The following is a 26,771-nucleotide window of genomic DNA, read 5'->3' as shown; positions in this document are numbered from 1 at the left end:
ACCCTAACGCGCATGCCTTTTTGTGACGTGCCCGTCTGGGTGTCTCCTATCATCCGACCATGACACCCACCGATATCCGCGCCCATTTCGATCTTCAGTTCCAGGCCAGCCGTGCGCATGTGGATGTGCCGCTGCTCGTGCGCCGGGAGCGATTGCTGCGCCTTCGCAAACTGCTCGATGAGAATGGGCCTGTGCTGGCGGCGGCCGTGCAGACCGACTTTGGCATGCGGTCCCCCCGCCTCACGGAGGTGGCCGACTTCTTTGTGCTGCGCACCCTGCTGTCGCACACGCTGCGCCACTTGGCCAAGTGGGTCAAGCCCCGCAAGGTACACACGCCGATTTACCTGCAGCCGGCCCACGCCTTCATCCAGCGTCAGCCCATGGGAGTGGTGGGGGTGATTGCGCCGTGGAACTACCCGGTGCAACTGGCCCTGGCACCCGCCATCACGGCACTGGCGGCGGGCAACCGCGTGATGCTCAAACCCAGTGAGCTGACGCCCCATACCTCTGCCCAACTGGCACTGTTGGTGGCGCAGTTCTTCGCTCCCGACGAATTCTGTGTGGTGCAGGGCGACGCCAACCTGTCCGCCTTGTTCGCCTCGTTGCCTTTTGATCACCTCGTGTTCACGGGCTCCACGGCGGTGGGCCGCAAGGTGGCGCAGGCGGCGGCGCAGAACCTGACGCCCACCACGCTGGAACTGGGGGGCAAGTCTCCCTGCATCATCGACGGCCATTGCGACATGCAGGACGCAGCACTCAAGATTGCGCACGGCAAGCTGCTCAACGCAGGGCAGACCTGCGTTGCCCCTGACTACGTGCTGCTGCCGCGCGGCCGTGAGGGCGAATTTGCACAGGCTTACCGGGCTGCGGTGGTGCGCCTGTTTCCCACCATCGAGGGCAACGCCGATTACGCCTCCATCGTCACGCCCCGCCACCATGCCCGCCTGCGCACGATGCTCCAGCAGGCGCAAACACAAGGGGCAGAGGTGCACACCATCGACCCGACCGATGGCAAGCAGGTGGCTTCTACGGTTGGTACGCTGGGTGACGGTGCCAGCCGCCAGATGCTGCCCACGCTGGTGTTTGGCGCCACGTCGCAGATGCAGCTCATGCAGGAAGAGATATTCGGCCCCATCCTGCCGGTGATCTCGTACGAGCGGCTGGACGACGCCATCGCCCACATCAACGCCGGGCCCCGCCCGCTAGCGCTGTACTGGTTTGGCCAGAGCGAGGCCGTGCGCGACGATGTGCTGCGCCGTACCGTAAGCGGCGGGGTGACGGTGAACGACACGCTGATGCACATTGCACACGACAACCTGCCGTTTGGCGGCGTGGGCGACAGTGGCTGGGGCGCCTACCACGGCGAGCAGGGATTCCTGCGCTTTTGCCACCAGAAGTCGGTGCTGGTGCAGTCGCGCTGGGCCATGGGCTCGCTGTTCTATCCGCCCTATGGCGCCAAGTTCGACCAGGTCATGGGGCTGCTGCGCCGCTGGTTGTAGTGCTTTGTGTGAGTTGCCCGGGTGCTGTTTGACCGTCTTCCGGTTCGTCGTCCACCATGGCCGCAGGGAGGGGCGGCTGGGTGATGAGCTGCACCATTGCATCGCGCAGCTGGCCGGTGGAGACCGGCTTGTGCAGCAGCAACGCGGAGGTGGACTGCGCGTCCCGCAGGCGCTGGGGCGAGGTGTCACCCGTCATGATGATCGCGGGCACGTTGGTTCCCAGGTAGGCACGCAGCGCCTGCAGCACCTGTTTGCCGGTTTCTTCATGGCGCAGGCGGAAGTCGGTGATGATGATATCGGGCGTCACGTCCTCCAGGACTTCGAGGGCATCCGCGCTGGACTCTGCGGTCATGCACTGACAGCCCCAGCTTTGCAGCAATGACTGCATGCCCAGGCGCACGGCCTCGTCATCGTCGATGGCCAGCACCTTCAGGCCCATCAGGCTACGGCCGTCCTGGGGTGTGGTGGCATCGTCTTCCAGCGCACCCTGCCAGCGGTCCAGCCACAGCCGGAAGACCGATCCTTTGCTAGGCTGCGAGCGCAACTCCACAGACGTGCGCATTTCACGCGCCAGGCGCTGCACGATGGCAAGTCCCAGGCCCAGCCCCTTGCGGCGGTCGCGCTCTGGGTTGCCGAGCTGGTGGAACTCCTTGAAGATGTTTTCCCACTGGTGCTCGGGGATGCCGGCTCCGGTGTCCCACACCTCCAGCGCCAGCCGTTTGCCGCGCGTGCGGCAGGCGATCAGCACACCGCCGTGGGCGGTATAGCGCAGGGCGTTGGAGATGAAGTTGTGCATCACCAGGCCGACCAGAGAGCGGTCGGCGAACGCAGCGGCTGAGGTCTCCCGGGTGCGATACACCAGCCCGGCCGTGTCGGCCTGCACGCCAAACTCCTGCTCCAGCGCGGTGAGCAGGGGCTGCACCGCAAAAGCGGCCGGCCGTACCTTGACCACGCCCGCTTCCAGCCGGGAGTAGTCGAGCAAGGTGGTGAGCATCTCGGCCGCAGCGCCTGATGCCGCATGGGCGTGCTTGAGTACGGTGCGCTGATGGTCGTTGAGCGGGCTGCGGTGCAGCGATTCCAGAAACAGGCCCATGGCATGCAAGGGCTGGCGCAGGTCATGGCTGGCCGCTGCCAGAAAACGGGATTTGTCGCGGTCGGCCTGCTCGGCGGCCTCTTGCGCCGCCAGGGCCCGCTGCGACTCGGCCCGCAGCTGGCTGACCAGGCGCTCGTTTTCCAGCTTGAGCGCAATGCTGCGCCGCGTGGCACGGTCGGCCGTGCGAGCCTGCAGGCAGGTCAGCGCGTAGTACACCCCCGTGAGGAACAGCGCAGGCCACATCACGGGCCCCCCGGCCAGTGCCACCGACATCATCACACCGCCGATGGCGCTGGTGAGGTAGGTGACGTAGGCGCGGTATAGCGGTGCGCCCAGCCCTAGCGCCCCTGAAGAGACCGTGCTGATGATGCCGATGGCGTAGATGACGCTGTCGGAGTTGCCCCAGTACAGCACCACATAGCCCAGGCTGCCCCAGCTCAGGCCCATGGCCGCCATGCAGGCGATGAGCTTGCGCGCAGCCTGCGGCGCCGGGTCTACAAAGGGTGCAATGCTGCGCAGCGTGAGGTACACCCCCGCCACCACCAGCGTGTGCGAGACCAGCCACACCGTGATGGCCTGTGTGTCTGCCACCCGGGCCATGACCCAGAGCGTGCCCAGGGCCGTGGCCAGCGACGCCAGAAGCGTCATCGGAAAGTTCTGCCGCAGCAGGGCCACCTGTTCGCGCAGCACCTCGTCGCGCTCCCACACCGGCCAGCCCCAGCGTGTGGGCGGAATCACCGGTTCGAGGGGGAGCGGACTGGTCTCAGAGGGGGTCATGGAGCTGCGGGGTGGACAGGCCCAGGCGCTGGGCTGCCAGCAGCGCAGCGCTGCGGCTGTTGACGCCCAGCTGCGCAAAGATGGCCGCCACATGCACACGCACCGTGTTCTCGCTCAGCCCCAGGTCGCGGGCGATCACTTTGTTGGGCCGGCCGGTGCACAGCAGCGACAGCACATCCAGCTGCCGCGCCGTGAGCGACGGCGTGTCGGGTCCGCGCACCGTGGCGCTGTTGCCGCTGTTGATCGGAAAACACGGCTGGCCAGACAGCGCACAGCTGATGGCCTCCAGGATGTCCTCGGCGCTTGCAGACTTGGGCAGAAAGCCATCTGCACCACGCGCACGCGCTTCGTGAATCGCATCGGGCGCCACGCTGGCGGACACCAGCACGATGCGCGCCTTGGGGCAGGCCTGCCGCAGCAGCCGCAGCCCGTCCAGTCCGCTCATGCCTGGCAACTGGATGTCCAGCAGCACCAGATCCGTGTCGGCCTGCTGCAGTGCGCAAGCATCGGCGATCGAGCCGGCCTCGGCAATGCTGCCCACGCTGGGATGGTCTTGCACGATCAGGCGCAGCCCCGTGCGGAACAAGGTGTGGTCATCCACGAGCAAAAGACGGGCAGTCATACAGGCAAGTATTGCGCACAACCGGGTGTTGCGGGCTAGTCCATTTGTGCGATGGACGCCTCTATGTGCACTTTCTAGACTTTCCGTCAAGCATTGAAAAGCACTTTGGGTGCGCACCAATGCGCAAACCTTCGTAACCACATTCCGTTTTCAAAGGGTTCCCATGACGATCAATGCACACACCCATGGCGCCGGCACCTCCGAAGCAGGCCTGCACCGCAGCGAACGACGACCGGCCGCCGACGCTGGCACAGGCCTGGGGGGCAACAGCGTGGCCCACATCGTGCAGGAGCATTGCCCCGACATGCTGGCCGCCGCAGGCGTGGTGATCGAGCACCTTGACGCCCAGGCGGGCACGTGGCAATTCTCGGCCGACGCGGGGCAGACCTGGCGCGCCATCCGCACCGACCTCATCAATCGCCCCGGCAATCTGGGCCTGGCGCTGGACCGCGATGCCCGCCTGCGGGTGCTGCCCTTCGGCGGGCACCGTGTGACGGGCGCCCGGGTGGCATTCCACACAGTGCAGCGCAGCCACGGCCAGGGCAACGGCAGCTACCGTGCCTATGCCAGCGAGGACCGCGACGGTGGCTCGCGCACCGTCACCCTGGTGCTCAGCCTGGCGGCCATCAATGGGGCCCCGCCCGCCGTGCATGTGCCGCGCCCACGCAACAAGCGCGCGATGGTGCAACGCGCGGCTGCGGCCACTGCAGCCGCGGGCAGCGCCCTGTCGGGCGCCATGGCCATGGCCTGATGGCGTTGCCAGCGCCCTCGTTGGGAGGGGCTGAAGGGGGCGAAAAGCGGGGTGGGAAAGCATGGCCTTCAGGGCCGTACTAACCGCCTGTCAGGGTGGAAAAACCGTTTGCGGCGACAATGCCGGTCCTTTTGTTTTTTCATTCCCCGTTTTCGTTCGGTTTTTTCATGTCAAGTATCCAGGTTCGTCCCGCTACGCTTCGCGATGCCAAAGCCATTGCCCAGATCCACACTGTCTCTGCCCAAGAGGCTTACAAAGGACTGGTGCCAGACGAGCAGTTGAAATCCATGTCTTCGGTCGAAAAGCGCCAGGCCTACTGGCGCGAGGCCATTGAATATTGCGAGCCCCAGGTCCAGGTGGCGGTCGACGGCGAGAAGATCGTCGGCTTTGTGGGCTACGACCGCTCGCGCGATGAAAAGTCCCGCCCCACCACCGGTGAGATCTGGGCCATCTACGCCGCCCCCACCCATTGGAACCAGGGCGTAGGCCTGGCCCTGTGGGACGCCGCCCGCGACGGCCTGCAAGAAGAAGGCTGCACCAACGTCACCGCCTGGGTGCCGTTGCGCAACGAGCGCGCACTGCGCTTTCACGAGCTGGCCGGCTTCAAGCGCGAGCTGTCCACAGCCAAGACGGCCGTGATCGGTGGCGTGAAGATTGAAGAAGTCCGCCTCAAGCGCCCGATCAACGCATAAGGTGCCACGACACCCCGCCGCGTCGCCGCGCCCCTTTCCAACCCTTCGGACTGTGCGCGGCACTGTCAGACGCTGATGCCCACAACTCCTTCCACCATCCACTGGACCCACCAGGGCCAGCCCCAGCAAGCCCTGTGGCGCTCCGAAAGTGGCGCTGCGGCGCCGCGCAGGGTGGAGACGGCCGACGACACGTTGGCCGCCGACACCGCCTACCGCATGGCCTGCGAGGGCACGGGGTTGTTGTGGCAGGGCGATTTTCAGAATGCGCGGCACCTGCTGCAGGCGCTGATGCGCCGGGCTGACAAGAAGCCGCGCAAGGCGGCGGCAAAAGCGTCCCAGAAGCTCGCGGCGGCGACCCCGGCCGAGGCGTTTCACCTGCACCGCCAGGCGCAGGCTCAGCGCGCGCGGGTGCTGGCGTCGGTGCTGATCCCGCTCGAAGGCGACTACAGCATTGCGCTGCGCCGCGCCCCGGACTGGCGCCAGGCCTGTACCGAGGCCTGGGGGCCAGCGACCGGCGAGCGCTCGGTGGCCACGCTGCGTGAGCTGCTGGGGCTGGTGGGCGCGCACGAGTGGCGCAAGAAAGGGGTCGAAATCCCTGCGCTGGGTGCCCCGCCGCTCAACCGCATCCACCCGCACTATGGGGTGTTCTCGCCGGTGCGGGGCGAATACGTGGGCTTGGTGGCCGCAGCCCCACTGCCTAGCAAAGCGCTGGCGTTCGACATTGGCGTGGGCACGGGGGTGTTGTCCGCCGTGCTGGCGCGCCGGGGTGTGCAAAGGGTGGTCGCGACTGACCAGGACCCGCGCGCGCTGGCCTGTGCGCGCGAAAATCTGCAACGACTGCAGCTGCTGGACCGTGTGGAGCTGCAGCAAGTAGACCTGTTTCCACCGGGCCGTGCGCCGCTGGTGGTGTGCAACCCCCCGTGGGTGCCAGCGCGCGCTAACTCCCCCATCGAGCACGCCGTGTACGACGAAGGCAGCCGCATGCTCAAGGGCTTTCTGGCGGGTTTGTCGGCCCACCTAGAGCCCGGCGGCGAGGGCTGGCTGATCCTATCGGACCTGGCAGAGCACCTGGGCCTGCGCTCGCGCGAGCAACTGCTGGCGTGGATTGCCGAGGCGGGCCTGGTGGTGCGTGGTCGCCATGACGTCAAGCCGGTGCATGCTAAGGCCGCCGACGCGCAGGATGCGCTGCACGCTGCGCGCGCGGCCGAGGTCACGTCCCTGTGGCGGTTGGCTGCGGCCTGAATCCGCACTGAACGGCTCAATCCAGCAGCGCAGGCTGCGTAGCGGCAAAGTTTTCAGCCACCGGGCTGGTGGGCAGCAACTGGTCCAGCCGCTCGCGCAGGCTGGCGGCGCGTTCGGCACCTGCTGCAAGCGCGACTTCCTCGAACATGGCCTCGCCCACATCCAGCATGCTGGTGCGGTCCTTGGCGGCGCGCAGCGCCTCGCGAAAGTGCTGCGCCAGCACCGGGTCTCGGCGCGCAAAAAGGCGCTCGCAGGTGTCAAACAGGTACATGCGCGCCCCGGCCAGCGACCGCAGGGATTCGCCAGGCGCGGGGCGCTCGATGGACGGTGTGGACGTGTGTGTAGTGGGCTCTGGGGTGGGCGGCAGGTCTGCCGGCCCGGTCAGGTAGCCCTGGCGCATCAGGTTCTCGACAATCTGCGCGCCAATGCCGTTGTACATGGCTTGCAGGTCTGACAGCGGTTTGCCGTCGGCCAGCAGGAGCAGGGAGCGTTCGCGCAGGCTCAGGGTGCGCACACCGGGCGAGAGTTCCAGGCGGGCTTTCTCGGTTTTTTGCAGCAGCATGGGTGGCTCCTTGGCAGTCTGAGGCGGGCATTGCACCAGCCGGGCGTGACGCCGTGATGACCCCTTGGGTGTCCTGCATCACAATCGCGGGCTGACCGGCGCTGCGTTGGGCGCCACCGGTCCGTACATTTGCTCCTTATTTGATAGCTGCTAGCGCATATTGCACTAGCGCTTGGAGCTGTTTTTGTTTGATTTTTGTTGCTGAGTGCCTGTGAAGGCCCCTTTTTCCGAGAGGGCCCATCGAGCCAGCAGCCCCCTGAGATGACCTTGCTGCTCGCCCCGATGGAGGGGCTTCTGGACTTTGTGCTGCGTGATGTGCTGACCCGTGTGGGGGGCGTGGACCGCTGCGTGTCCGAGTTCATCCGCATCACCGGCACCCTGCTGCCCGACAAGGTGTTCCTGCGCTATGTGCCTGAGCTGCGCAATGGCAGCCGCACCCTGGCCGGTGTGCCCGTGCGGGCGCAGTTGCTGGGCTCCGACCCCGTCAGCATGGCCGAGAACGCTGCACGCCTGGCAGCACTGGGCCCGGAGGGTATCGACCTGAACTTTGGCTGCCCGGCCAAGGTGGTCAACCGCCACGGCGGGGGCGCTGCGCTGTTGCAGGAGCCCGAGCGCATCGCGGCCGTGGTGGGGGCCGTGCGCCGCGCTGTGCCCGCGCACCTGCCGGTGTCGGCCAAGATGCGCCTGGGCTTTAACGATACGGGGTTGATGCGCGAATGTGCCCAGGCCATGCAGGCGGGCGGCGCGGCTGAGTTGGTGGTGCACGCGCGCACCAAGGCCGACGGCTACCGCCCGCCGGCGTATTGGGAACACATCCCCACCATCCGCGCGGCGGTCTCCATTCCGGTGGTGGCCAATGGCGAGATCTGGACGGTGGCAGACGCGCAGCGCTGCCGTGAGGTGTCGGGCTGCGACGCGCTGATGCTGGGGCGCGGCATTGTGGCGGACCCCGGCCTGGCACGTGCCATTCGCGCTGCCGATGCCGGGCGGCCGGACACGGACACCGTGGTGTGGGCCGATCTGGTGCCACACCTGGCCGCCTTTTGGCAGCTGGTGTGTGACGACCTGGAGCCGCGCCAGCGCGCAGGGCGTCTCAAGCAATGGCTCAACCTGCTGCGCCGCCGGTTTGCCGAGGCAGAGGTGGCCTACCAGCATGTGCGCACCATGACGGACCAGCGGGCCATCACCGTGTGGGTGGCAGAGCTGCAGGCCCGGGCTGGCTGCGCCCAAGGGGCTTAAACCGGCTACAGCAAGTGGTCCGGGGCCAGCGGTCCCAGCAGCTGCAGCATCAGCCGCAGGGGGGCGCTGGCATCGGGCTCGGTGGTGGCGTCGGGGAGCCCGCTGCCCTCAGGAGCACGCCAGCGCAGGCCCTGGTCGGTGGCCTGTACCTGCCAGGCGGACTCTTTCAATGCCGCGTCAATCTGCGTGGTGGCCCGGCGGGATAGCTCCGTGCTGCGAATCAGCAGCGCCACCTCGGTGTTCTGCCGTTGCGAACGCATGTCCAGGTTCATCGACCCCACCGCCAGCAAGCGGCCGTCCACGATCAGCAGCTTGGTGTGCAGCATGGCGCGCGAGCCGCCTTGCGAACCCACAACACCCGCACTGTTGCCCATGCTGCCCGACACGCCCAGGGCCCCCAGCAGCACGCCGGGCAACTCGCTGTGCATCTCGTACAGCTCCACCCCCATGGCCAGCAGCTGCGGCCGGTGGCGGGCGTAGCCGGCATGCGCAATGGGCGCGTCGTTGGAGGCCAGCGAGTTGGTCAGCACCCGCACGCGCACGCCGCGTGCGCGCGCAGCCGCAAAGGCGGCCTCCATGTCTGGCCCAGGCACAAAGTAGGGCGAGATGATGAGCAGGTCGCGCCGCGCCTGGCCCATGAGCTGCAAAAGGCCATCCACCACCGTATCGGTCTGCGCCTCGTTGGCCTCCGTGCCGGTGCGGGACAGGGAGCTCGGTGGACTGTCTGCCGCCGCTACTTTGCGGGAGCCCGACACCAGGGCGGCGGCAGCGGCCTTGGGGCTGTTGGGGCCGCTCAGGTCGCCGGGTACCCCTGCCGGGGTGCTCGCGGCAGGACTGGGTGGCGCTCGGGACACTGCAGGGGCGGCCCCATTGGGCACGCTGCCCGCCGCTGCGCTGTCGGCCGGAATCTTGGCGGGCTGGTCTACCAGGACCGCTGCTGCTGCCCAGACAAAGGGCGTGCGCTCCAGGTCCATGGGCTCGTAGTTCCAGATGCGCGCCCGCTGCGCAGCGGTGGTGCCGGGCCCCATGTCGGGCGGTGAGCGGTCGGGCGCCGTGGTGCCACCCTGGCCTGCGACACGGCGCCTCCGCCCTTCGTCGGCCACACGGATGCTGTCGCGCAAGTGGTCGAGTTCGCTCTGGGTGATAAGCGACTGCACCGGGTAGGCGCGTTCGTTGTTCCAGTAGCTGTCAAAGCTGCGCGAGAGGTCCTGCACGATGGGGCCCGCGGCCAGCACATCCAGGTCCACAAAGTTGCCCGAATCGGCGTTGCCGAAGTAGGCATCGCCCAAGTTGCGTCCTCCGGTGACGGCCATGGCGTTGTCGGCAATGAACAGCTTGTTGTGCATGCGCTGCTGCACGCGCGAGAAGTCGCCCAGCAGGCTCAGCATGCGGCCGATGGGCGAACCCCGGGCACCGGTCACGGGGTTGAACATCCGCATCTCAATGTTGGGCACAAACGCCAGCCGCATCACCTGCGCGTCGCGCCCGGTGCTGTGAAAGTCGTCCAGCAACACGCGCACCCGCACACCACGCTGGGCTGCGGCCATCACGCTGAGCAGCAGGCGCTCGCTGCTCGCGTCTGCGTGGATGGCGTAGTACTGCAGGTCCAGGGTTTTCTGGGCGGAGTCGACCAGGGCCAGGCGGCTGCTGTAGGCAGCCTGTGGGCCGCTGAGCAGTGCAAACCCTGAGGCATGCCGTGCCCCCTCGGCGGCCCTGCGTGCTGCGACGAGCTGCCCCAGCGGGGTATCGCCGGGGGCAGCCAGAGCAACCGACACCGGGCGGTCCACCTCCTTGGGCAGGCCCGCGCAGCCCGCGAGGGCCATGGCGACCAGCAGCACGACCCAGAGCGGCCAGCCGGGGCGGGTTGACTGGGGCGGGGTGAGGGACAAGGGGGGCGAAGACAGCATGGCGCGATTGTGACCGTGGAGCCGCTGGGGCGCAGGGCTCAGGTATAGCTGCGCGCCGGTCCATCCGCTGTCAGACAGCGCGCCAAGGCGAAGGCTTGGGCCCGCATCTGGCCCTGCACCGGGTCCCGCGCCGGTCCCAGGCCGTCGCCAGTGGGCTGGGCTACCAACTCACTTCGCGGTCGGGCGTGGCGCTGATCTTGTGGATGCTCAGGTCGGCGCCGTCAAACTCTTCTTCCTGCGTCAGCCGGATGCCCACCGTCTGCTTGAGGATGCCGTACACCACCACGCCGCCGATCAGGGCCCACACCACGCCCAGGCCTGTGCCGATGAGCTGGGCCGACAGGCTGACCCCGCCCAGACCGCCCAACGCCTTGCTGCCAAAGAGGCCTGCCGCCAGCCCGCCCCAGGTGCCGCACAGCCCGTGCAGCGGCCATACGCCCAGCACGTCGTCGATCTTCCATTTGTTCTGGGTCAGGGTGAACATCAGCACAAAGATGGCCCCGGCCACCGCGCCCACCACCAGCGCACCCAGCGGGTGCATGAGGTCTGAGCCCGCACACACGGCCACCAGACCGGCCAGCGGGCCGTTGTGCACAAAGCCCGGGTCGTTCTTGCCCAGCACCAGGGCGGCGAGCGTGCCGCCCACCATGGCCATCAGCGAGTTCACGGCGACCAGGCCCGAGAGCTTGTCCACGGACTGCGCGCTCATCACATTGAAGCCGAACCACCCCACCACCAAGATCCAGGCGCCCAGCGCCAGGAACGGAATGTTCGATGGCGGGTGGGCCGAGATTGCGCCATCCTTGCGGTAGCGGTTGGCGCGGGAGCCTAGCAGGATCACCGCTGGCAGGGCAATCCAGCCGCCCATGGCGTGCACCACCACCGAGCCCGCAAAGTCGTGAAACTCCTCCCCCGTCACGGCCTTGATCCAGCCCTGCACACCAAAATGCTGGTTCCAGGCGATGCCCTCAAAAAACGGATAGAAAAAGCCCACGATGACCGCCGTTGCCATCAGTTGCGGCCAGAACTTGGCGCGCTCTGCGATGCCGCCCGACACGATGGCCGGAATGGCGGCTGCGAACGTGAGCAGGAAGAAGAACTTGACCAGCGCATACCCGCTGAGCTGCACCAGCGACTCTGCGCCAACAAAAAAATGCGTGCCGTAGGCCACGGTGTAACCGACGACGAAATAGACCACCGTGGATACCGAAAAGTCCACCAGGATCTTGACCAGCGCATTCACCTGGTTCTTTTTGCGAACCGTTCCCAGCTCCAGAAACGCAAACCCGGCGTGCATGGCCAACACCATGATCGCCCCCAGCAAGATGAACAAGGCATCTGTGCCCTGTTTGAGTGCTTCCATAACGTCCTCGCGATAGTGATTGATCGAGTCTGGTGCGTTTTCGTGATGCGCCACAGATTTGCACCAACTTGAAGCAAGAAGCGCGCCAAGAGTTGGTGCAAGGATTTGCACTGATTTGGGGCTTGATCGCGTTAGGAAAAAATGGGTGGTCAAAATACTGTATAAATAAACAGTTTTCTGGCGCCAAATCCACCCCTGCTCGCTATGGGCCTCCTACCTACTCCCGAAGATGACCTGCCCGAAGAACCGCAGGAAATCCGCGTTCCGCTACAAGCCATTCGCGGCCGAGGGGCGGCGACGGCCATGGCGCATCGGTTTGCCAAAGACCAGCGCGAGCGCGCAGATGATGGGTGGAGCCCTGTTCGGGCTCTTGGCAATGCGGAGGGCTTGGCTCCGGGCCACGGATGCCGGGAGGGCGGTGATGAATGGGACATCGGGGTGCCGGGCGGGCTTGCTGCGTGCGAAGACGGGGAGGGCGACATCCGTCCTTCGCCCGCCACCCGCGTGCATTTCGAGACCGCGCGCAGTGCCCTGTGCGCCAACGACTCGCCCGACATCTTCTTTGAGCTATCGGTCAATCCCTACCGGGGCTGCGAGCATGGCTGCATCTACTGCTACGCGCGGCCCACGCATAGCTACCTCAATTTCTCCCCCGGGCTCGACTTTGAGACGCAGATCGTGGCCAAGCACAACATTGCGCAGGTGTTGCGCCAGGAGCTTGCACAGCCGCGCTATGTGCCGCGTCTGCTCAATATCGGCTCGGCCACCGACTGCTACCAGCCTGTGGAGCGCGACCTGAAGCTCACGCGCAGCGTGATCGAAGTGATGCGCGAGGCGCGCCACCCGTTTTCGCTGATCACCAAATCCAGCGGCGTGGAGCGCGACCTGGACCTGCTAGCACCGTTGGCCGCACAGCGCCTGGCGGCGGTGTACGTCACCATCACCACGCTAGACGCCACACTGGCCCGCCGCATGGAGCCCCGTGCTGCCGCGCCCCACCGGCGGCTGCGCACCATACGTGCCTTGGCCGAGGCGGGAGTGCCGGTGGGCGTGAGTGTGGCGCCGCAGATTCCCTTCATCACCGAAGACATGGAGCAGGTGCTGGAGGCCGCGCGCGACGCCGGTGCGCGCACCGCCTTCTACACCGTGCTGCGCCTGCCCTGGGAGCTGGATGCGCTGTTTCGCGAGTGGCTCACGGTGCACTACCCGCAGCGCGCGGCGCGCGTCATGGCGCGGGTGCAAGACCTGCACCACCTCACCGATGCGCAGCGCGCCGCCGGCAAGACCTATGACAGCGACTTCGCCACGCGCATGAAGGGCAGCGGGCTGTGGGCCGATTTGCTGCGCCAGCGCTTTGCCAACACCTGCCGCCGCCTGGGGCTCAACCGCGAGCGTGAGGGCCTGGACCTGGGCCAGTTCAGGCCTGGGCTGTTGCGCGGGCAGGGGAGCTTGTTTTAGCGGCTCTTTGCGATCTCGACGGGCGCGGGTTGGGGCGCTCGAATTGTTTGCTGGTCCCTGCGGAACTAGGTCCGGCGGGCCGCATCGTCCACGGGCCCGTCAGGCCAGCACGTCGCGGATAGACGCGTCCTTGCCGAACTGTGCCTTGGCAAACGGGCACAAAGGGACCACCTTGGTGCCCGTGGTCCGTGCCCACTCCACCAGCGCCCCCAGCAGCGCGCGCCCCACACCCTGGCCGCTGAGCGACGGGTCCACCTCGGTGTGGTCCACGATGATCATCGTGGCGTTGGTGCGGCTGTAGGTCATTTCGGCCAGGCGCTGGCCGTCGTGCGCGATGTAGAACGCGCCTTTGGCGTCCTGCTCCTGGTGGTGAATGGTGTGTGACATGGTGCGTTGCAGTGGCAAAGATGTGCGCCAGAGTATGGGGCACAGGATGCTGGAGCCGCACTGGACGTCGCTCGCAGGCCAATACGCGAAGGGCTGACTCCATCGGTGAGGGTGCTACCCGATCTGGAACGCCTCGGACAGAAACTCTGCGGTGGCGCGCACCCGGGCGGTGCGTTGCAGGTCGGGGTGCATCACCTGCCAGACCTCGTAGTCGTTCGCCCGGCGGCGCTCGGGCCAGATACGCACCAGGCCTTCGCGCTCGCCCATCCACACCGGCATCTCGCCCAGCCCAATGCCCGCCGCCACGCCCTTGCGCACCAGCAGACTGGAGCGCACCGCCAGCGCGATCCGGGCCTGGCGCGCGGGCACACCCGCCATGGTGAGAAACGCGTTGTGCTCCAGGTAGGGCGCGTAGGCCACCAGGTGGTGGCCGCGCAGTTCGTCCTCGGGCACGGGCATGCCAAAACGCTCGACGTAGCCTGCACTGGCAAACAGGGCAACAGGCCACGACACCACACGGCGCACCACCAGGTCAGGGGCCTCGGGCCGCACGTTGCGGAACGCGATGTCCACCTGTCGGCGGGTGAGGCTAAGCAACTGGGTGGACACCTCCAGGTCCACGCGGATGTGGGGCCAGTGCTGTTGCAGGCGTTCGATGGCGGGCATCAGCAGGTCGATGGCGATGGAGTCGGTGCTGGTCACGCGCACCAGACCGCCCGGGCTGGTGTCCTGACCCTCGATGCGGGTGCGCAGGTCCAGGGCCGCGCTTTCCATGCGGCGGGCGGCGGCCAGCGCTGTCTCGCCCGCAGCGGTGAGCAGGTAGCCGTCCTTGGCGCGCAGAAAGAGCTTCGCGCCCAGCTCGGCCTCCAGCGCATTCAGCCGCCGCCCCACGGTGGCCTGGTCCACGCCCAGGCTGCGCGCGGCGGCGCGCAAGGAGGGCGCTCGCGTCAGGGCGAGAAAGATGCGGGTGTCGTCCCAGTTCATGGTCGTGCCGAGGTTGCGGATGAAAGCCGAGTGTGATGCAAATTTGCATCGCTGTAGAGCGAAATTGCTGCGTTTAAAACACCGCTTGCAGCCCTATCCTTGAAGGCATTGGAAGCCATGCCTGAGGAGCAACCCCATGTCCACACCCACGACCGCACTGCCTGTGACCGAACAGCCCGCAACCACCCCACGCACCATGCAGGCCGTCGTGTTCGATGACTTCGGCGGCCCCGAAGTGCTGGTGGCGCGCGAGATCCCCGTCCCCGAGGTGCGCCCGCACGACCTGCTGGTGCGCAACGCCTCCATCGGCGTCAACCGGGCCGACCTGTTGCATCGCAAGGGGGCCTACGGCCGTGCCTACTTTGGCGATGCCGACACCATGGGGCTGGAGATTGCGGGCACCGTGGTCGCCATGGGGGCCGAAGTGCAAGGCTTTGCCGTGGGCGACCGCGTGATGGGCATCGTGGGCGGCGGCGCCTACGCGCAGCTGTCGCGCATCGACCACCGCCTGGCCATGCCGGTGCCTGCGGGCATGGACCTGGTGGCCGCTGGCGCCGTGGCCGAGGTGTTTGTGACGGCGCATGAGGCGTTGTTCCACCTGGCGCGCCTGCACGCGGGCGAGTCGGTGCTGATCCATGCGGCGGCGGGCGGCGTCGGGTCAGCCGCCGTGCAGCTGGCCCATGCGGCGGGTGCGCGCGTGTTTGCCACGGCGGGAGGCGACAAGCGCGGCGCTGTGCTGGGCTGCGGGGCCGATGTGTGCATCGACTACCGCAGCGAAGACTTCCAGGCGGTGGTGGCGCAGGCCACGCAGGGCCGGGGCGTGGATGTGGTGATCGACTTCATCGGGGCTCCGTACCTGCAGCGCAACGTGCGGTCGCTGGCCGACGGCGGGCGCCTGGTGTCGGTGGGGCTGCTGGGGGGCGCGCAGGGGGCGGAACTGCCCATGGACGTGGTGCTGTACCGCCACCTGCAGATCTTTGGCACCGTGATGAAGTCCCGCCCGCCCGAGGTCAAGCAGGCCATGGTCCAGCGGTTTGCGCAGCAGTGGCTGCCAGCCCTGGCCGCAGGGGTGATCCGGCCGGTAATCGACAGCACGTTTGCACTGGCCGATGCCGCACAGGCCCATCGGCGCATGGAGTCTGGCGCCAGCATCGGCAAGATCCTGTTGCTACCCGAGGCGCGCTGAGCGGGCAGGGCGTAGCGCCCATCGCCCAGCTTTCGGCCTGCCTCTGCCCGCCTCAGCCCGCCGCCGCAGGCTTGCGGCAGGCAGCAAACATGTCCAGCTCGGTGTTGTACGCCTCGGTCTTCACATCCATCAGGCCCAGCACCGAGTGGAAGTAGTGGTCGTGCGTGATGCGACGCTCGCCCAAGTCTTGCTGCAGGCAGCCCGTGGTGAGGTGGGTGCGGGCCTGCATGGCGGGTGACAGCCAGGTGATCCAGGGCACATGTTTTTGCACGTCGGGCGCAATGGAGTAGGGGAGGCCGTGCAGGTAGATGTTGTTCTCCCCCAGCGACTCACCATGGTCTGCTACGTAAATCATAGCTGTCTGGACATGTTGTTCCTGCGCTCCCAGCCACTGGAGCACTGAATCGAGGAAATGGTCGGTCTCGACGATGCTGTTGTCGTAGGCGTTGACCACCTGCTCGCGCTGGCATTCCTGCAAGGCAGTGGAGGTGCATTCGGGGCCAAACTTCTTGTTCTCGGGCGCGGAGCGCTTGTAGTACGCGGGGCCGTGGCTGCCCATCTGGTGCATCACCACCACGGTGCCACGCTGGCGCTGCTCGGCGGGCAGGGCGGCGATCTGGGCGTCCAGATCCTTGAGCATCACGCGGTCAAGGCACTCGCCGCCGACGCACAGCGCGGGGTCTTTCTGGGGGCTGGTGCTGGTTTCACCCACGCGGTCGCACACGCCCTTGCAGCCCGACTGGTTGTCCACCCACAGCACCGCCAGGCCGGCGTGGTGCAGCACGTCGATCAGGCTTTCGTAGTTGGCCGAGCGGCCCTCGTAACCCGTGCGGCCCAGGTGCGAATACATGCAGGGCACCGACGCGGCGGTGCTGGTGCCGCACGACCAGGCATTGCGTGCGCTCACCAGGTCCTTGCGGGCCGACAGGCGGGGCGTGGTGTCGCGCTCATAGCCGTTCAGGCCAAAGTTGCCGCTGCGGCCTGTCTCGCCCAGCACCAGCACCAGCAGAGGAGGCTTGGCCTGGCCGGCGTAGCTGGCGCCCAGCTGGGCGTCACGCCCCAGGGGCAGGATCTTGCTGGTGTCCATGCGCAAAGGCTTGGTGGCAATATTGCCCAGCGCGTACACGCTGTTGAGCGGGTTGATCAGGTAGCGCAGCTTGGTGTGGTTGCGCATGGTCGAGGCAAAGTCCTGGAACACCAGCAGCAGGCACACCACGATGACGGCGATGGAGCCCACCAGCAGCAGCCCGTTGTGCGCCACATGGCGCAGGGCCGTGAGGCGCTGCACGGGGCGGCGGTACAGCCACAGCAGCGGCGGCGCCGCCAGGATGAGCACCGTGCCCAGCATGCGCAGGTTGAGCAGGTCGCCAGCCTCCTTTACGTCGGTCTGCATCACGTTGACCAGCATGCTGGCGTCGATGGCGATGCCGTAGGCCAGCATGAAGTACGCACCAAACGCGGCCATCAGCACCAGCACCAGCACGGCGGGCTTGAGCGTCCAGCGCCAGGCCAGCAGGCTCAGCAGCGCGGCGTTGCCCGCCGCCACAATGAGCGCAAACGCCAGTGCAAAGCCCCAGCCGCGCAGGCTGCCCTGGCCGGGCAGCTGGGCCACTTCTTGCCACAGCGGCACGTTGCAGGCCGTGGCCAGCCAGGTGCTGACCAGCACCACCACCCAGGCGGGGTGCATGGGGCGGGGGGCAGGGGAGGCGGTGGGGGGCTCCGAGCGTGAAGCCGAGGCAAAGGGCAGCAGGCGCCGCAGGGACAAAAGCATAGCCCGCTAGTGTGCTGCCAGTTGCTTAAGTGCGCATTAATGTCCGGTGCCAAGACCCCGCGCATGGTGGGCCAAATGGTCGCCCACAAAGCTCTGCACAAAGTAGTAGCCATGGTCGTACCCCGCGTGCTGGCGCAGCGTGAGCGGCTGGCCGATGGCCTCGCACGCGGCCTCGAACAGGTGGGGATGCAGCTGGTCGGCCAGGAATTTGTCGTCCAGCCCCTGGTCGATGAGGATGCCGGCCGGGTAGGGCGCGATGGGCTGGTGCTGCATCAGCACCGTGGCGTCGTGCTCCAGCCAGGTGGTGCGGTCGGGGCCCAGGTAGCCGGTGAAGGCCTTTTCGCCCCAGGGGCACTGGGTGGGCGCGCAGATGGGCGCAAAGGCCGACACCGTCTTGAACCGGCCAGGGTGGCGCAGGGCCAGCGTGAGCGCGCCGTGGCCGCCCATGCTGTGGCCGAAGATGCCCAGGCGCTGCGCGTCGATGGGCAGGTGCTGGCCCACCAGGGGCAGCAGCTCTTGCAGCAGGTAGCTCTCCATGCGCCAGTGGGTGTTCCAGGGGCTCTGTGTGGCGTCGAGGTAAAAGCCCGCACCCACGCCAAAGTCCCAGCTGGCCGTGGCGCCGGGCAGGGCCGACACGGCTTCGCCGCGCGGGCTAGTGTCGGGTGCGATCAGGGCCAGGCCCAGTTCGGCGGCCAGGCGCTGGGCGCCAGCCTTGATCGCAAAGGTCTCTTCGGTGCAGGTCAGCCCCGCCAGGTACAACACGGCGGGCACAGGGCCCTGTTGTGCCTGGGGCGGCAGGTACACCGAGAACTTCATCGGCAAGCCGATGGTGGTGGAGGCGTGCTGGTAAAAGCGCTGCTCGCCGCCAAAGCAGGCGTGGCTGCTGAGCAGGTCCAGGGGAGTGGTCATGGTGATTGCTCTTGAATTGATAGCTGCTCAGGCAATAGCTCGTAGCGCTTGAGGCAATTTTCGCTTGTAGGTGCCCTAAAAGACGGCTCCAGGCCGTTTTTCATGGCCCGCCGGGGCCAGCACCCAGACTGTCCCGTTGTTTCTGGGGCTGTGGGCGCTGGCGAGTGGCCGAGTTACGCGGCGTACTTGACGACCGAGCGGATCGACTTGCCCTCGTGCATCAGGTCAAAGGCTTCGTTGATGTCCTTCAGGCCCATGGTGTGGGTCACAAACGGCGCGAGCTGGATCTTGCCCGCCATCGCGTCTTCGACCATGCCGGGCAACTCGCTGCGGCCCTTGACGCCGCCAAACGCTGTGCCCAGCCATTTGCGGCCGGTGACGAGCTGGAAGGGGCGGGTGCTGATCTCCTGGCCTGCGCCTGCCACGCCGATGATGACCGACTGGCCCCAGCCGCGATGCGCGCATTCGAGCGCAGCGCGCATCACGTTGACGTTGCCGATGCATTCAAAGCTGTGGTCCACGCCCCAGGTCGTCATCTCCACGATGACCTGCTGGATCGGCTTGTCGAAGTCCTTGGGATTCACGCAGTCGGTGGCGCCAAAGGTGCGGGCCAGGTCGAACTTGCTGGGGTTGGTGTCGATGGCGATGATGCGCCCGGCCTTGGCCAGCTTGGCGCCCTGGATCACGGCCAGGCCGATGCCGCCCAGGCCGAACACGGCCACCGTGTCACCCTCTTGCACCTTGGCGGTGTTCTTGACGGCGCCCAGGCCCGTGGTCACGCCGCAGCCCAGCAGGCAGACCTGCTCGGGGTTGGCGTTGGGGTTGACCTTGGCGAGCGACACCTCGGCCACCACGGTGTATTCGCTGAAGGTGCTGCAGCCCATGTAGTGGTAGATGGGCTGGCCGTTGTAGCTGAAGCGCGTGGTGCCATCGGGCATCACGCCCTTGCCCTGCGTGGCGCGCACGCTCACGCACAGGTTGGTCTTGCCGCTCTTGCAGAACAAGCATTCGCCGCATTCGGCGGTGTAGAGCGGGATCACATGGTCGCCGGGCTTCACGCTGGTCACGCCCTCACCCACTTCCACCACGATGCCCGCACCTTCATGGCCCAGCACGACGGGGAACAGGCCCTCGGGGTCGTCACCGCTCAGGGTGAAGGCGTCGGTGTGGCACACGCCGGTGTCAGTGATCTTGATGAGTACCTCGCCCTTCTTGGGCGGGGCCACGTCGATCTCGACGATCTGCAGGGGTTCTCCGGCTTTGAAGGCAACGGCGGCGCGGGATTTCATGGGGTGGCTCCTTGGGTGGGCGGTGGTGAAGAGGGGCAAAGGCTACTTCAGGTACGAGCGAAGCAGCGTGAGTGTCTCGTCCAGCGCCTGCGGTGCGGCGGAGGGCTGGGCCATCAGCGTTTCGCGCACATGGCTGTCCAGCAGGTCGGTCATCAACCCGTGCACGGCCCCGCGCATCGCCGCCAGCTGCTGCAGGATGGGCGCACAGTCGCTGCCCGCCTCGACGGCGCGCTCCAGCGCTTCCGCCTGGCCACGGATGCGGCGCAGGCGGGTGATGGCGCGTTGCTTGTCTTCGGCGGAATGGGGCATGGGGGCGGCGCCCGTCACGGCCAGGGGTGGCGGGAGGGGCGTATGGAACGAGATACTAGGCGGTAGTATAAATCTGAAGCGCTTGATAGATAAGCGCTACGAGTGCAAAAGATGCTTTTACTAGGGGGTAGTATGTGCTGGCGTTCGCCTTTGCCCCTCGCCCCCGGGGTTTACGCCGCGCTGCTGCCGTGAAGTACCGCAGCCTGGGCTTCCGCGTCGGCGCCCGCAGGCAGCCGGATCGGGCAGGTCGGATCGGTGGCGGCGCGCCACACCGCCTGGGCCACGTCGGCAGCATGGGTGACCAGCGCATTGGATTGCGCCCACCCCGCGAAGACACGCTGGGCCACGGCGTCGTAACTCTCGGGAACCGAGCCCATCCGTGGGCGGGCGTTTTCCCCAAAGCGGGTTTGCGGTGCGCGCCCCGGGAGGACAAGGCGTACCTGCACGTTGAAGGACTCCAACTCCAGCGCCAGCGATTCGGTGAACGCGTTGACTGCCGCCTTGCTCGCCCTGTACACAGACAGCAGCGGCAACGGCTCCAGCGTCACGCTCGACGTCACATTCACGATCACCCCGGAGCGCCGCTGCCGGAGCTGCGGCAGCACCGCCTGTGTCATCGCGATGGTGCCGAGCGTGTTGGTCTCGAACACATCCCGCACGGTCGCCATCGATGTGCCCTCCAGCGCATTCAGCAGCCCGATCCCGGCGTTGTTGACCAGCACGTCGAGTGGGCCGGCCGCAGCGACAGCGTCGCGGATGCTGTCCTCATGGGTCACGTCCAGCGCCACGATGCGCAGGCGCTCGCTGGTCGGAAGCAGTTGTGGCTGCGGCGTGCGCATCGTAGCGACCACGTTCCAGCCTTGGTCCAGGAAATGGCGGGCGGTTTCGAGGCCGAAACCGGAGGAGCAGCCGGTGATGAGGACTGTTTTCATGGGGATTCCAATCAGTGGTTGAGGTGCCCCAACGATAGGCCGGCGAGGCAGGACTGGATACACTAAAAAGTCGCAAAATATGTTCTGAAAGTCCAGATGTCCGACCCCTTCGCCGATGTGGTGGCCCTGCTGCAGCCGGGCGCGCCTTTCTCCAAGGTCGTCACCGCGGCAGGGCTATGGCGTGTGCGCCGCAGCGAGCCCGGGCGTACGTTCTACTGCGCCGTCCTTGACGGTGCATGCCAGCTGGAAGCGCAAGGGCATGAGCCCGTGGTGCTGCAAGCAGGGGATTTCGTCCTCATCCCTTCCACCCAAGGCTTCTCCATGTCCAGCCTGCCGCCCCCAGGGCAGGACCAGCCAGAGGCGGTGCCGGTGGTCTTGCCGGACGGTGAATTCCGCCTGGGCAGCACCACGGCGGCGCCAGAGGTGCGGTACCTGGTCGGCTACTGCGTGTTTGGCGCACCCGACGCGGACCTGCTGGTGACGCTGCTGCCCCAGCTGGTGCACGTGCGCGGAGACAGCCGCTTGGAAACCCTGGTGCAGCTGGTGGCTGAGGAATGCCGGGCAAACCGCCCCGCCCGCGATGTGGTGCTCGCCCGCCTGCTCGAAGTGCTGCTGGTGGAGGCGCTGCGCTCGACGGCCGGGACGGCGGCCTCGGCGGGCCTTGCGCGCGGGCTGGCGGACGAGCGGCTGGCGGCGGCATTGCGGAGCATGCACGCCAGCCCTGCGCAGCCCTGGACGGTTGCGCAGCTGGCCAGGGAGGCTGCGTTGTCACGCTCCGCCTTCTTTGAACGCTTCAGCCGCGTGCTGGGTGTGGCGCCCATGGAATACCTGCTGACCTGGCGCATGGCGTTGGCGAAAGACCTGCTTCGGCGCGACGATTGCGGCATGGCAGAGATTGCCGAGCGCACGGGCTACAGCTCGGTCAACACCTTTGGCGTGGCGTTCACCCGCCACGTGGGCATGCCACCTGGGCGCTACGCTCGGGCGCAGGTTCGGGATCATGCCCACCACTCCGCGGCGGTCGCTGAAGCGCATGCGTGAGGCAACCAAAAAGCCCGCAGGCATTGCCTGCGGGCTTTTTGGTTGGGAGCGTACGGCGCAGTGCGCCGCACCGATCAGCGGCTGGCGAGGGGAGGCACGTCGCGGCGCACGGAGCCGGTGAACAGCTGGCGGGGGCGGCCGATCTTGTACTCGGGGTCGCCGATCATTTCGTTCAGCTGGGCGATCCAGCCCACGGTGCGGGCCAGGCTGAAGATGCCGGTGAACAGGTTCACCGGGATGCCGATGGCACGCTGCACGATGCCGGAGTAGAAGTCCACGTTCGGGTAGAGCTTGCGCTGCACGAAGTAGTCGTCTTCCAGGGCGATCTTTTCCAGTTCCTTGGCCAGCTTGAACAGCGGGTCGTTTTCCAGGCCCAGCTCGGCCAGCACTTCATTGCAAGTCTCTTGCATGAGCTTGGCGCGGGGGTCGTAGTTCTTGTACACGCGGTGGCCAAAGCCCATGAGCTTGACGCCGGAGTTCTTGTCCTTGACCTGCTTGATGAAGTCGCCGATCTTTTCCACGCCGCCTTGGGCCTGGATGTCGTACAGCATGTTGAGGGCTGCTTCGTTGGCGCCGCCGTGGGCAGGGCCCCACAGGCAGGCCACGCCAGCGGCGATGGCAGCGAACGGGTTGGTGCCCGACGAGCCGCACAGACGCACGGTGGAGGTCGAGGCGTTCTGCTCGTGGTCAGCGTGTAGGATGAAGATGCGGTCCAGCGCGCGTTCCAGCACGGGGTTGACCTTGTACTCTTCGCAGGGCGTACCGAACATCATGCGCAGGAAGTTGCCTGCATAGCTCAGGTGGTTCTGCGGATACATGTAGGGCTGGCCCATGCCGTACTTGTAGGCCATAGCGACCAGGGTAGGCATCTTGGCGATCAGGCGGATAGCGGCGATCTCGCGGTGCTGCGGATTGTTGATGTCCGTGCTGTCGTGGTAGAAGGCCGACAGAGCGCCCACCAGACCGGTCAGCACAGCCATGGGATGCGCGTCGCGGCGGAAGCCACGCAGGAAGAACTGCATCTGCTCGTTGACCATGGTGTGGTTGGTCACGCGGCTGGTGAAGTCGGCCTTCTGGGCTGCGTTGGGCAGATCGCCGTACAGCAGCAGGTGGCAGGTTTCCAGGAAGTCGCAGTTTTCGGCCAGCTGCTCAATGGGGTAGCCGCGGTACAGCAACTCGCCCTTGTCGCCATCGATGTAGGTGATGGCCGACTGGGTGGCTGCTGTGGACAGGAAGCCCGGGTCATAGGTGAACATGCCCGTCTGCGCATACAGCTTGCGGATGTCGATGACGTCCGGGCCGATGCTGCCCTGATAGACCGGCAGGTCCACGCTGGGGCTGCCGTTACTGAACGACAGGGTGGCTTTGTTGTCAGCTAGCTTCATTGTTACTTTCCTTGGGTAGGTTGCCGATACGAATCCGGTCTTGGTGCGAGGGCCGGGTGTCAGGCATGCACTGCCGTGGCGCCACCGCTTTGTCTCAGCATGCCGAGCACTTCACGCGCTTCTTGTGTGTCTTGGTCGCCCGAGGGCTCTCGCCGCCGCAGCAGCAGGTCCAGCAGGTCGTTGTCCGCCAGATCCATCAACGCGTTGAGGCCTTGCGCATGGCGCTGCGTCAGCGTCGATTCGAAGCGGTGGAAGAACTTCTCGATGAACAAGTCGTTCTCCAGCAGGCCGCGCCGGCAGCGCCAGTGCAGCTTGCTCAGCTCGCGTTCGTCCAGCAGCGGCGAAGCCGCTTCTGGCGCGATGGATGGGGTGGACGTCGTTTGCATGGACCGGGGTGCTGGACGATGAACGGGCCGCGCTCAGATGGCGCGGCGCACCATCAGTTCCTTGATCTTGCCGATGGCCCGGGTGGGGTTCAGACCCTTGGGGCACACGTCCACGCAGTTCATGATGGTGTGGCAGCGGAACAGGCGGTACGGGTCTTCCAGGTTGTCCAGGCGCTCCGTGGTGGCTTCGTCGCGGCTGTCGGCGATGAAGCGGTAGGCTTGCAGCAGACCAGCGGGGCCCACGAACTTGTCGGGGTTCCACCAGAAGCTGGGGCAGCTGGTCGAGCAGCTGGCGCACAGAATGCACTCGTACAGGCCGTTCAGCTCTTCGCGCTCTTCAGGCGACTGCAGGCGCTCGGTTTCGGGCGGCACGTTGTCGTTGACGAGGTAGGGCTTGATGGAGTTGTACTGCTTGAAGAACTGCGTCATGTCCACGATCAGGTCGCGGATGACGGGCAGGCCGGGCAGGGGCTTCAGGACCACGGTGCCGGGCAGCGTGTTCATGTTGGTCAGGCAGGCCAGGCCGTTCTTGCCGTTGATGTTCATGGCGTCCGAGCCACAAACGCCTTCGCGGCAGGAGCGGCGGAACGACAGCGTGGGGTCTTGCGCCTTGAGCTTCATCAGGGCGTCCAGCAGCATGCGTTCGCTGCCGTCGAGTTCGACTTCGACGGTCTGCATGTAGGGCTTGGCGTCCTTGTCAGGATCGTAGCGGTAGATTTGGAAGGTGCGTTTTGCCATGGTGGGTGCTCCTGTATCCGTTTAGAACGTGCGAACCTTGGGCGGAACTGAGTCCACGGTCAGGGGTTTGAGTTTGACGGGCTTGTAGGTCAGGCTGTTGCTCTCGCTGTGCCACAGGGTGTGCTTCATCCAGTTGGCATCGTCGCGGCCCAGCGGTGCCACTGGGTCGTCTGCGGGGCGCTCGTAGTCGCTCACCGTGTGGGCGCCACGGCATTCCTTGCGGGCAGCTGCAGACACCATGGTGGCTTGCGCGGCTTCGATCAGGTTCTCGACTTCCAGCGCTTCGATGCGGGCGGTGTTGAACACCTTGGAGTGGTCCTTCAGGCCCACGCTGTTCACGCGGTTGCGCAGCTCGGCAATCTTCTTGACGCCTTCGTCCATGCTCGCTTGCGTGCGGAACACGCCGGCGTGCAGCTGCATGCTGGCGCGGATGTCGTTGGCCACGTCTTGGGCGTATTCGCCGCTGCTCGCGCCTTGCAGGCGGTTGAGGCGCTCCAGGGTGCGGTCGGCCGCGTCCTTGGGCAGGGGCTTGTGGTTCTTGTTCTTGTCGTTGAACTCAACGATGTGGTTGCCAGCCGCGCGGCCGAACACCAGCAGGTCCAGCAGCGAGTTGGTGCCCAGGCGGTTGGCGCCGTGCACGCTGACGCAAGAGCATTCGCCCACTGCGTACAGGCCGTTGACCACCAGGTTGTCGTTGCCGCCTTGCTGCACCACGACCTGGCCGTTGATGTTGGTGGGAATGCCACCCATCTGGTAGTGGATGGTGGGCACGACAGGGATCGGTTCCTTTGTGATGTCCACGTTGGCGAAGTTGACGCCGATTTCGTACACCGAAGGCAGGCGCTTGTGGATGGTGTCTGCTCCCAGGTGGTCGAGCTTGAGCAGCACGTAGTCCTTGTTGGGACCACAGCCACGGCCTTCCTTGATTTCCTGGTCCATCGAGCGGGACACGAAGTCGCGCGGTGCCAGGTCCTTCAGCGTGGGCGCATAGCGCTCCATGAAGCGTTCGCCGTTGCTGTTGAGCAAGATGGCGCCTTCACCCCGGCAGCCTTCGGTCAGCAGTACGCCCGCGCCGGCCACGCCGGTGGGGTGGAACTGCCAGAACTCCATGTCTTCCAGCGGAATGCCGGCACGTGCGGCCATGCCCAGGCCGTCACCGGTGTTGATGAAGGCGTTGGTCGATGCCGCAAAGATGCGGCCTGCGCCGCCGGTGGCCAGCAGCGTGGTCTTGGCTTCGAGGATGTGCAGGTCGCCGGTTTCCATTTCCAGCGCCGTTACGCCCACCACGTCGCCGTCGGCGTCGCGGATCAGGTCCAGGGCCATCCACTCCACGAAGAAGTTGGTGCGGGCCTTGACGTTTTGCTGGTACAGCGTGTGCAGCATGGCGTGGCCGGTGCGGTCGGCCGCAGCGCAAGCGCGTTGCACGGGCTTTTCGCCGTAGTTGGCCGTGTGGCCGCCGAACGGGCGCTGGTAGATCGTGCCGTCGGTGTTGCGGTCAAACGGCATGCCCATGTGTTCCAGGTCGTACACGACCTTGGGGGCCTCGCGGCACATGAACTCGATGGCATCCTGGTCGCCGAGCCAGTCGGAACCCTTGATGGTGTCGTAGAAGTGGTAGTGCCAGTTGTCCTCGGACATGTTGCCCAGCGACGCGCCGATGCCGCCCTGGGCCGCCACGGTGTGCGAACGGGTGGGGAAGACCTTGGAGAGAACCGCAACGTTCAGGCCCGCGCGGGCCAGTTGCAGGGATGCCCGCATGCCGGAGCCGCCGGCCCCGATGATGATGACGTCAAACTTGCGCTTGGTGATGTTGGCTTGTGTGTAGCTCATTGTGTACCTTCAATCGCGGGAATCAGAGACGCCACAGAACCTGGATGCCCCAGCCGGCGCAGCTGACCAGCCAGACGATGCTGAACACTTGCAGTGCCAGGCGCAGGCCCACGGGCTTGATGTAGTCCATCAGGACTTCGCGCAGGCCGACCCACGCATGCCAGGCGATCGCGACGATCACGGAGAAGGTCAGTACCTTCATCCATTGGGCCGAGAAGATGCCCGCCCATTTGTCGTAGCCGATGGGGCCTTTGGAAAAGATGACCTGGGCCAGCAGGGCCAGGGTGAACAGCGCCATCAGGACTGCCGTGACGCGCTGGCTGAGCCAGTCGCGCAGACCATAGTGGGCGCCGACGACGACGCGCTTGGAACCGTAATTGACGGACATGGAAATTTCCTCTCGTTCTTCAACAGGCGCT

Annotated in this window: 25 protein-coding genes; 8 read left to right on the top strand and 17 right to left on the bottom strand. The window is 66.4% G+C overall.

The features are described from left to right. Positions 1-59: 59 nt before the first annotated feature. Positions 60-1,499, top strand: coding sequence for a coniferyl aldehyde dehydrogenase (locus ACOYR4_RS16540; RefSeq protein ID WP_422847344.1), 1,440 nt, complete (start codon positions 60-62; stop codon positions 1,497-1,499). Here ACOYR4_RS16540 and ACOYR4_RS16535 read toward each other — a convergent pair. Together ACOYR4_RS16535 and ACOYR4_RS16530 are read right to left on the bottom strand one after the other, a co-directional pair. Then, positions 1,471-3,369: a hybrid sensor histidine kinase/response regulator gene (locus ACOYR4_RS16535; RefSeq protein ID WP_422847343.1), complete on the bottom strand. Its 1,899-nt coding sequence runs from the start codon at positions 3,367-3,369 to the stop codon at positions 1,471-1,473. The genes ACOYR4_RS16540 and ACOYR4_RS16535 overlap by 29 nt on opposite strands. Continuing rightward, entirely contained in the window at positions 3,356-3,991 is a 636-nt protein-coding gene (locus tag ACOYR4_RS16530; RefSeq protein WP_060986041.1) for a response regulator, read from the bottom strand. The genes ACOYR4_RS16535 and ACOYR4_RS16530 overlap by 14 nt, the downstream gene beginning before the upstream one ends. 163 nt (positions 3,992-4,154) lie before the next feature. Here ACOYR4_RS16530 and ACOYR4_RS16525 point away from each other — a divergent pair, with 163 nt between their 5' ends. The 3 genes from ACOYR4_RS16525 (at position 4,155) to ACOYR4_RS16515 (ending at position 6,676) form a co-directional block, all read left to right on the top strand. Further along, complete coding sequence (locus ACOYR4_RS16525; protein ID WP_110960971.1) at positions 4,155-4,742, top strand: hypothetical protein; 588 nt, start codon at positions 4,155-4,157, stop codon at positions 4,740-4,742. A 167-nt stretch (positions 4,743-4,909) separates the two neighbouring features. Further along, positions 4,910-5,434 carry a GNAT family N-acetyltransferase gene (locus tag ACOYR4_RS16520; protein ID WP_015015097.1) on the top strand — a complete coding sequence of 175 codons (525 nt, stop codon included), beginning with the start codon at positions 4,910-4,912 and terminating at the stop codon, positions 5,432-5,434. A 75-nt stretch (positions 5,435-5,509) separates the two neighbouring features. Next, entirely contained in the window at positions 5,510-6,676 is a 1,167-nt protein-coding gene (locus ACOYR4_RS16515; protein ID WP_422847342.1) for a methyltransferase, read from the top strand. 16 nt (positions 6,677-6,692) lie between these two features. On the opposite strand, the gene ACOYR4_RS16510 is transcribed toward ACOYR4_RS16515, so the two are convergent. Further along, complete coding sequence (locus ACOYR4_RS16510; protein ID WP_422847341.1) at positions 6,693-7,238, bottom strand: hypothetical protein; 546 nt, start codon at positions 7,236-7,238, stop codon at positions 6,693-6,695. A gap of 261 nt (positions 7,239-7,499) precedes the next feature. Here ACOYR4_RS16510 and ACOYR4_RS16505 point away from each other — a divergent pair, with 261 nt between their 5' ends. After that, the gene (locus ACOYR4_RS16505) at positions 7,500-8,477 is read left to right on the top strand and encodes a tRNA dihydrouridine synthase (RefSeq protein WP_422847340.1); all 978 of its coding nucleotides are present in this window, start codon (positions 7,500-7,502) and stop codon (positions 8,475-8,477) included. A gap of 5 nt (positions 8,478-8,482) precedes the next feature. Here ACOYR4_RS16505 and ACOYR4_RS16500 read toward each other — a convergent pair whose 3' ends face one another. Both ACOYR4_RS16500 and ACOYR4_RS16495 read right to left on the bottom strand, forming a co-directional pair. Beyond that, positions 8,483-10,384 carry a phospholipase D-like domain-containing protein gene (locus ACOYR4_RS16500; RefSeq protein ID WP_422847339.1) on the bottom strand — a complete coding sequence of 634 codons (1,902 nt, stop codon included), beginning with the start codon at positions 10,382-10,384 and terminating at the stop codon, positions 8,483-8,485. A 160-nt stretch (positions 10,385-10,544) separates the two neighbouring features. Then, positions 10,545-11,747: an ammonium transporter gene (locus tag ACOYR4_RS16495; RefSeq protein ID WP_422847338.1), complete on the bottom strand. Its 1,203-nt coding sequence runs from the start codon at positions 11,745-11,747 to the stop codon at positions 10,545-10,547. Between the two features lie 204 nt (positions 11,748-11,951). Between ACOYR4_RS16495 and ACOYR4_RS16490 the strand changes: the two genes are divergently transcribed. After that, the gene (locus ACOYR4_RS16490; protein ID WP_422847337.1) at positions 11,952-13,205 is read left to right on the top strand and encodes a PA0069 family radical SAM protein; all 1,254 of its coding nucleotides are present in this window, start codon (positions 11,952-11,954) and stop codon (positions 13,203-13,205) included. Between the two features lie 99 nt (positions 13,206-13,304). Here ACOYR4_RS16490 and ACOYR4_RS16485 read toward each other — a convergent pair whose 3' ends face one another. After that, a complete protein-coding gene (locus ACOYR4_RS16485; RefSeq protein ID WP_422847336.1) occupies positions 13,305-13,592 on the bottom strand; it encodes a GNAT family N-acetyltransferase in 288 nt (95 codons plus the stop codon). Positions 13,593-13,706: 114 nt separating this feature from the next. Continuing rightward, complete coding sequence (locus ACOYR4_RS16480; protein WP_209820640.1) at positions 13,707-14,576, bottom strand: LysR family transcriptional regulator; 870 nt, start codon at positions 14,574-14,576, stop codon at positions 13,707-13,709. Between the two features lie 136 nt (positions 14,577-14,712). On the opposite strand from ACOYR4_RS16480, the gene ACOYR4_RS16475 reads away from it, so the two are divergent. Continuing rightward, positions 14,713-15,762, top strand: coding sequence for an NAD(P)H-quinone oxidoreductase (locus tag ACOYR4_RS16475; RefSeq protein ID WP_422847335.1), 1,050 nt, complete (start codon positions 14,713-14,715; stop codon positions 15,760-15,762). Between the two features lie 52 nt (positions 15,763-15,814). Here ACOYR4_RS16475 and ACOYR4_RS16470 read toward each other — a convergent pair whose 3' ends face one another. The 5 genes from ACOYR4_RS16470 to ACOYR4_RS16450 form a co-directional block, all read right to left on the bottom strand. Beyond that, positions 15,815-17,533, bottom strand: a complete 1,719-nt coding sequence (locus ACOYR4_RS16470) for a phosphoethanolamine transferase (RefSeq protein ID WP_422847334.1) — start codon at positions 17,531-17,533, stop codon at positions 15,815-15,817. A 36-nt stretch (positions 17,534-17,569) separates the two neighbouring features. After that, a complete protein-coding gene (gene fghA / locus ACOYR4_RS16465) occupies positions 17,570-18,442 on the bottom strand; it encodes an S-formylglutathione hydrolase (RefSeq protein WP_422847333.1) in 873 nt (290 codons plus the stop codon). Positions 18,443-18,615: 173 nt separating this feature from the next. Then, positions 18,616-19,731, bottom strand: coding sequence for an S-(hydroxymethyl)glutathione dehydrogenase/class III alcohol dehydrogenase (locus tag ACOYR4_RS16460; RefSeq protein ID WP_015015063.1), 1,116 nt, complete (start codon positions 19,729-19,731; stop codon positions 18,616-18,618). 42 nt (positions 19,732-19,773) lie between these two features. After that, positions 19,774-20,040 (bottom strand): metal/formaldehyde-sensitive transcriptional repressor, encoded by a 267-nt coding sequence (locus ACOYR4_RS16455; RefSeq protein ID WP_015015062.1) that lies wholly within the window; start codon positions 20,038-20,040, stop codon positions 19,774-19,776. Between the two features lie 170 nt (positions 20,041-20,210). Then, the gene (locus ACOYR4_RS16450) at positions 20,211-20,972 is read right to left on the bottom strand and encodes an SDR family oxidoreductase (protein WP_422847332.1); all 762 of its coding nucleotides are present in this window, start codon (positions 20,970-20,972) and stop codon (positions 20,211-20,213) included. A 96-nt stretch (positions 20,973-21,068) separates the two neighbouring features. Between ACOYR4_RS16450 and ACOYR4_RS16445 the strand changes: the two genes are divergently transcribed. After that, positions 21,069-22,013 carry an AraC family transcriptional regulator gene (locus tag ACOYR4_RS16445; RefSeq protein ID WP_209820636.1) on the top strand — a complete coding sequence of 315 codons (945 nt, stop codon included), beginning with the start codon at positions 21,069-21,071 and terminating at the stop codon, positions 22,011-22,013. A 74-nt stretch (positions 22,014-22,087) separates the two neighbouring features. Here ACOYR4_RS16445 and ACOYR4_RS16440 read toward each other — a convergent pair whose 3' ends face one another. Genes ACOYR4_RS16440 through sdhD form a run of 5 tightly spaced genes read right to left on the bottom strand, consistent with a single transcriptional unit; the run spans position 22,088 to position 26,740 of the window. Continuing rightward, positions 22,088-23,398 carry a citrate synthase gene (locus ACOYR4_RS16440; RefSeq protein WP_015015059.1) on the bottom strand — a complete coding sequence of 437 codons (1,311 nt, stop codon included), beginning with the start codon at positions 23,396-23,398 and terminating at the stop codon, positions 22,088-22,090. 59 nt (positions 23,399-23,457) lie between these two features. After that, positions 23,458-23,784 (bottom strand): succinate dehydrogenase assembly factor 2, encoded by a 327-nt coding sequence (locus ACOYR4_RS16435; protein WP_015015058.1) that lies wholly within the window; start codon positions 23,782-23,784, stop codon positions 23,458-23,460. A 33-nt stretch (positions 23,785-23,817) separates the two neighbouring features. After that, a complete protein-coding gene (locus ACOYR4_RS16430; protein WP_015015057.1) occupies positions 23,818-24,522 on the bottom strand; it encodes a succinate dehydrogenase iron-sulfur subunit in 705 nt (234 codons plus the stop codon). A 21-nt stretch (positions 24,523-24,543) separates the two neighbouring features. After that, a complete protein-coding gene (gene sdhA, locus ACOYR4_RS16425) occupies positions 24,544-26,352 on the bottom strand; it encodes a succinate dehydrogenase flavoprotein subunit (RefSeq protein WP_015015056.1) in 1,809 nt (602 codons plus the stop codon). A gap of 22 nt (positions 26,353-26,374) precedes the next feature. After that, on the bottom strand, positions 26,375-26,740 hold the full coding sequence (sdhD, locus tag ACOYR4_RS16420) for a succinate dehydrogenase, hydrophobic membrane anchor protein (RefSeq protein ID WP_015015055.1): 366 nt from the start codon (positions 26,738-26,740) through the stop codon (positions 26,375-26,377). Positions 26,741-26,771 lie beyond the last annotated feature (31 nt).

Source organism: Acidovorax sp. M14 (assembly GCF_049331375.1).
In the GTDB taxonomy this organism is placed as follows: Bacteria; Pseudomonadota; Gammaproteobacteria; order Burkholderiales; family Burkholderiaceae_C; genus Acidovorax.
The sequence above is the reverse complement of the archived record's forward strand: the minus strand, read 5'-3'. Positions and strand labels throughout refer to the sequence as shown.

What these genes read in the sequence shown, in the direction of transcription:
- ACOYR4_RS16505 (WP_422847340.1), top strand. Translation starts at nt 7,500, where the DNA reads ATGACCTTGCTGCTCGCCCCGATGGAGGGGCTTCTGGACTTTGTGCTG.
- sdhD (WP_015015055.1), bottom strand. Translation starts at nt 26,740, where the DNA reads ATGTCCGTCAATTACGGTTCCAAGCGCGTCGTCGTCGGCGCCCACTAT.
- ACOYR4_RS16455 (WP_015015062.1), bottom strand. Translation starts at nt 20,040, where the DNA reads ATGCCCCATTCCGCCGAAGACAAGCAACGCGCCATCACCCGCCTGCGC.
- ACOYR4_RS16470 (WP_422847334.1), bottom strand. Translation starts at nt 17,533, where the DNA reads ATGCTTTTGTCCCTGCGGCGCCTGCTGCCCTTTGCCTCGGCTTCACGC.
- ACOYR4_RS16490 (WP_422847337.1), top strand. Translation starts at nt 11,952, where the DNA reads ATGGGCCTCCTACCTACTCCCGAAGATGACCTGCCCGAAGAACCGCAG.
- ACOYR4_RS16450 (WP_422847332.1), bottom strand. Translation starts at nt 20,972, where the DNA reads ATGAAAACAGTCCTCATCACCGGCTGCTCCTCCGGTTTCGGCCTCGAA.
- ACOYR4_RS16460 (WP_015015063.1), bottom strand. Translation starts at nt 19,731, where the DNA reads ATGAAATCCCGCGCCGCCGTTGCCTTCAAAGCCGGAGAACCCCTGCAG.
- ACOYR4_RS16430 (WP_015015057.1), bottom strand. Translation starts at nt 24,522, where the DNA reads ATGGCAAAACGCACCTTCCAAATCTACCGCTACGATCCTGACAAGGAC.
- ACOYR4_RS16530 (WP_060986041.1), bottom strand. Translation starts at nt 3,991, where the DNA reads ATGACTGCCCGTCTTTTGCTCGTGGATGACCACACCTTGTTCCGCACG.
- ACOYR4_RS16480 (WP_209820640.1), bottom strand. Translation starts at nt 14,576, where the DNA reads ATGAACTGGGACGACACCCGCATCTTTCTCGCCCTGACGCGAGCGCCC.
- ACOYR4_RS16495 (WP_422847338.1), bottom strand. Translation starts at nt 11,747, where the DNA reads ATGGAAGCACTCAAACAGGGCACAGATGCCTTGTTCATCTTGCTGGGG.
- ACOYR4_RS16525 (WP_110960971.1), top strand. Translation starts at nt 4,155, where the DNA reads ATGACGATCAATGCACACACCCATGGCGCCGGCACCTCCGAAGCAGGC.
- ACOYR4_RS16515 (WP_422847342.1), top strand. Translation starts at nt 5,510, where the DNA reads ATGCCCACAACTCCTTCCACCATCCACTGGACCCACCAGGGCCAGCCC.
- sdhA (WP_015015056.1), bottom strand. Translation starts at nt 26,352, where the DNA reads ATGAGCTACACACAAGCCAACATCACCAAGCGCAAGTTTGACGTCATC.
- ACOYR4_RS16440 (WP_015015059.1), bottom strand. Translation starts at nt 23,398, where the DNA reads ATGAAGCTAGCTGACAACAAAGCCACCCTGTCGTTCAGTAACGGCAGC.
- ACOYR4_RS16510 (WP_422847341.1), bottom strand. Translation starts at nt 7,238, where the DNA reads ATGCTGCTGCAAAAAACCGAGAAAGCCCGCCTGGAACTCTCGCCCGGT.
- ACOYR4_RS16475 (WP_422847335.1), top strand. Translation starts at nt 14,713, where the DNA reads ATGTCCACACCCACGACCGCACTGCCTGTGACCGAACAGCCCGCAACC.
- ACOYR4_RS16520 (WP_015015097.1), top strand. Translation starts at nt 4,910, where the DNA reads ATGTCAAGTATCCAGGTTCGTCCCGCTACGCTTCGCGATGCCAAAGCC.
- ACOYR4_RS16535 (WP_422847343.1), bottom strand. Translation starts at nt 3,369, where the DNA reads ATGACCCCCTCTGAGACCAGTCCGCTCCCCCTCGAACCGGTGATTCCG.
- ACOYR4_RS16485 (WP_422847336.1), bottom strand. Translation starts at nt 13,592, where the DNA reads ATGTCACACACCATTCACCACCAGGAGCAGGACGCCAAAGGCGCGTTC.
- ACOYR4_RS16445 (WP_209820636.1), top strand. Translation starts at nt 21,069, where the DNA reads ATGTCCGACCCCTTCGCCGATGTGGTGGCCCTGCTGCAGCCGGGCGCG.
- fghA (WP_422847333.1), bottom strand. Translation starts at nt 18,442, where the DNA reads ATGACCACTCCCCTGGACCTGCTCAGCAGCCACGCCTGCTTTGGCGGC.
- ACOYR4_RS16500 (WP_422847339.1), bottom strand. Translation starts at nt 10,384, where the DNA reads ATGCTGTCTTCGCCCCCCTTGTCCCTCACCCCGCCCCAGTCAACCCGC.
- ACOYR4_RS16540 (WP_422847344.1), top strand. Translation starts at nt 60, where the DNA reads ATGACACCCACCGATATCCGCGCCCATTTCGATCTTCAGTTCCAGGCC.
- ACOYR4_RS16435 (WP_015015058.1), bottom strand. Translation starts at nt 23,784, where the DNA reads ATGCAAACGACGTCCACCCCATCCATCGCGCCAGAAGCGGCTTCGCCG.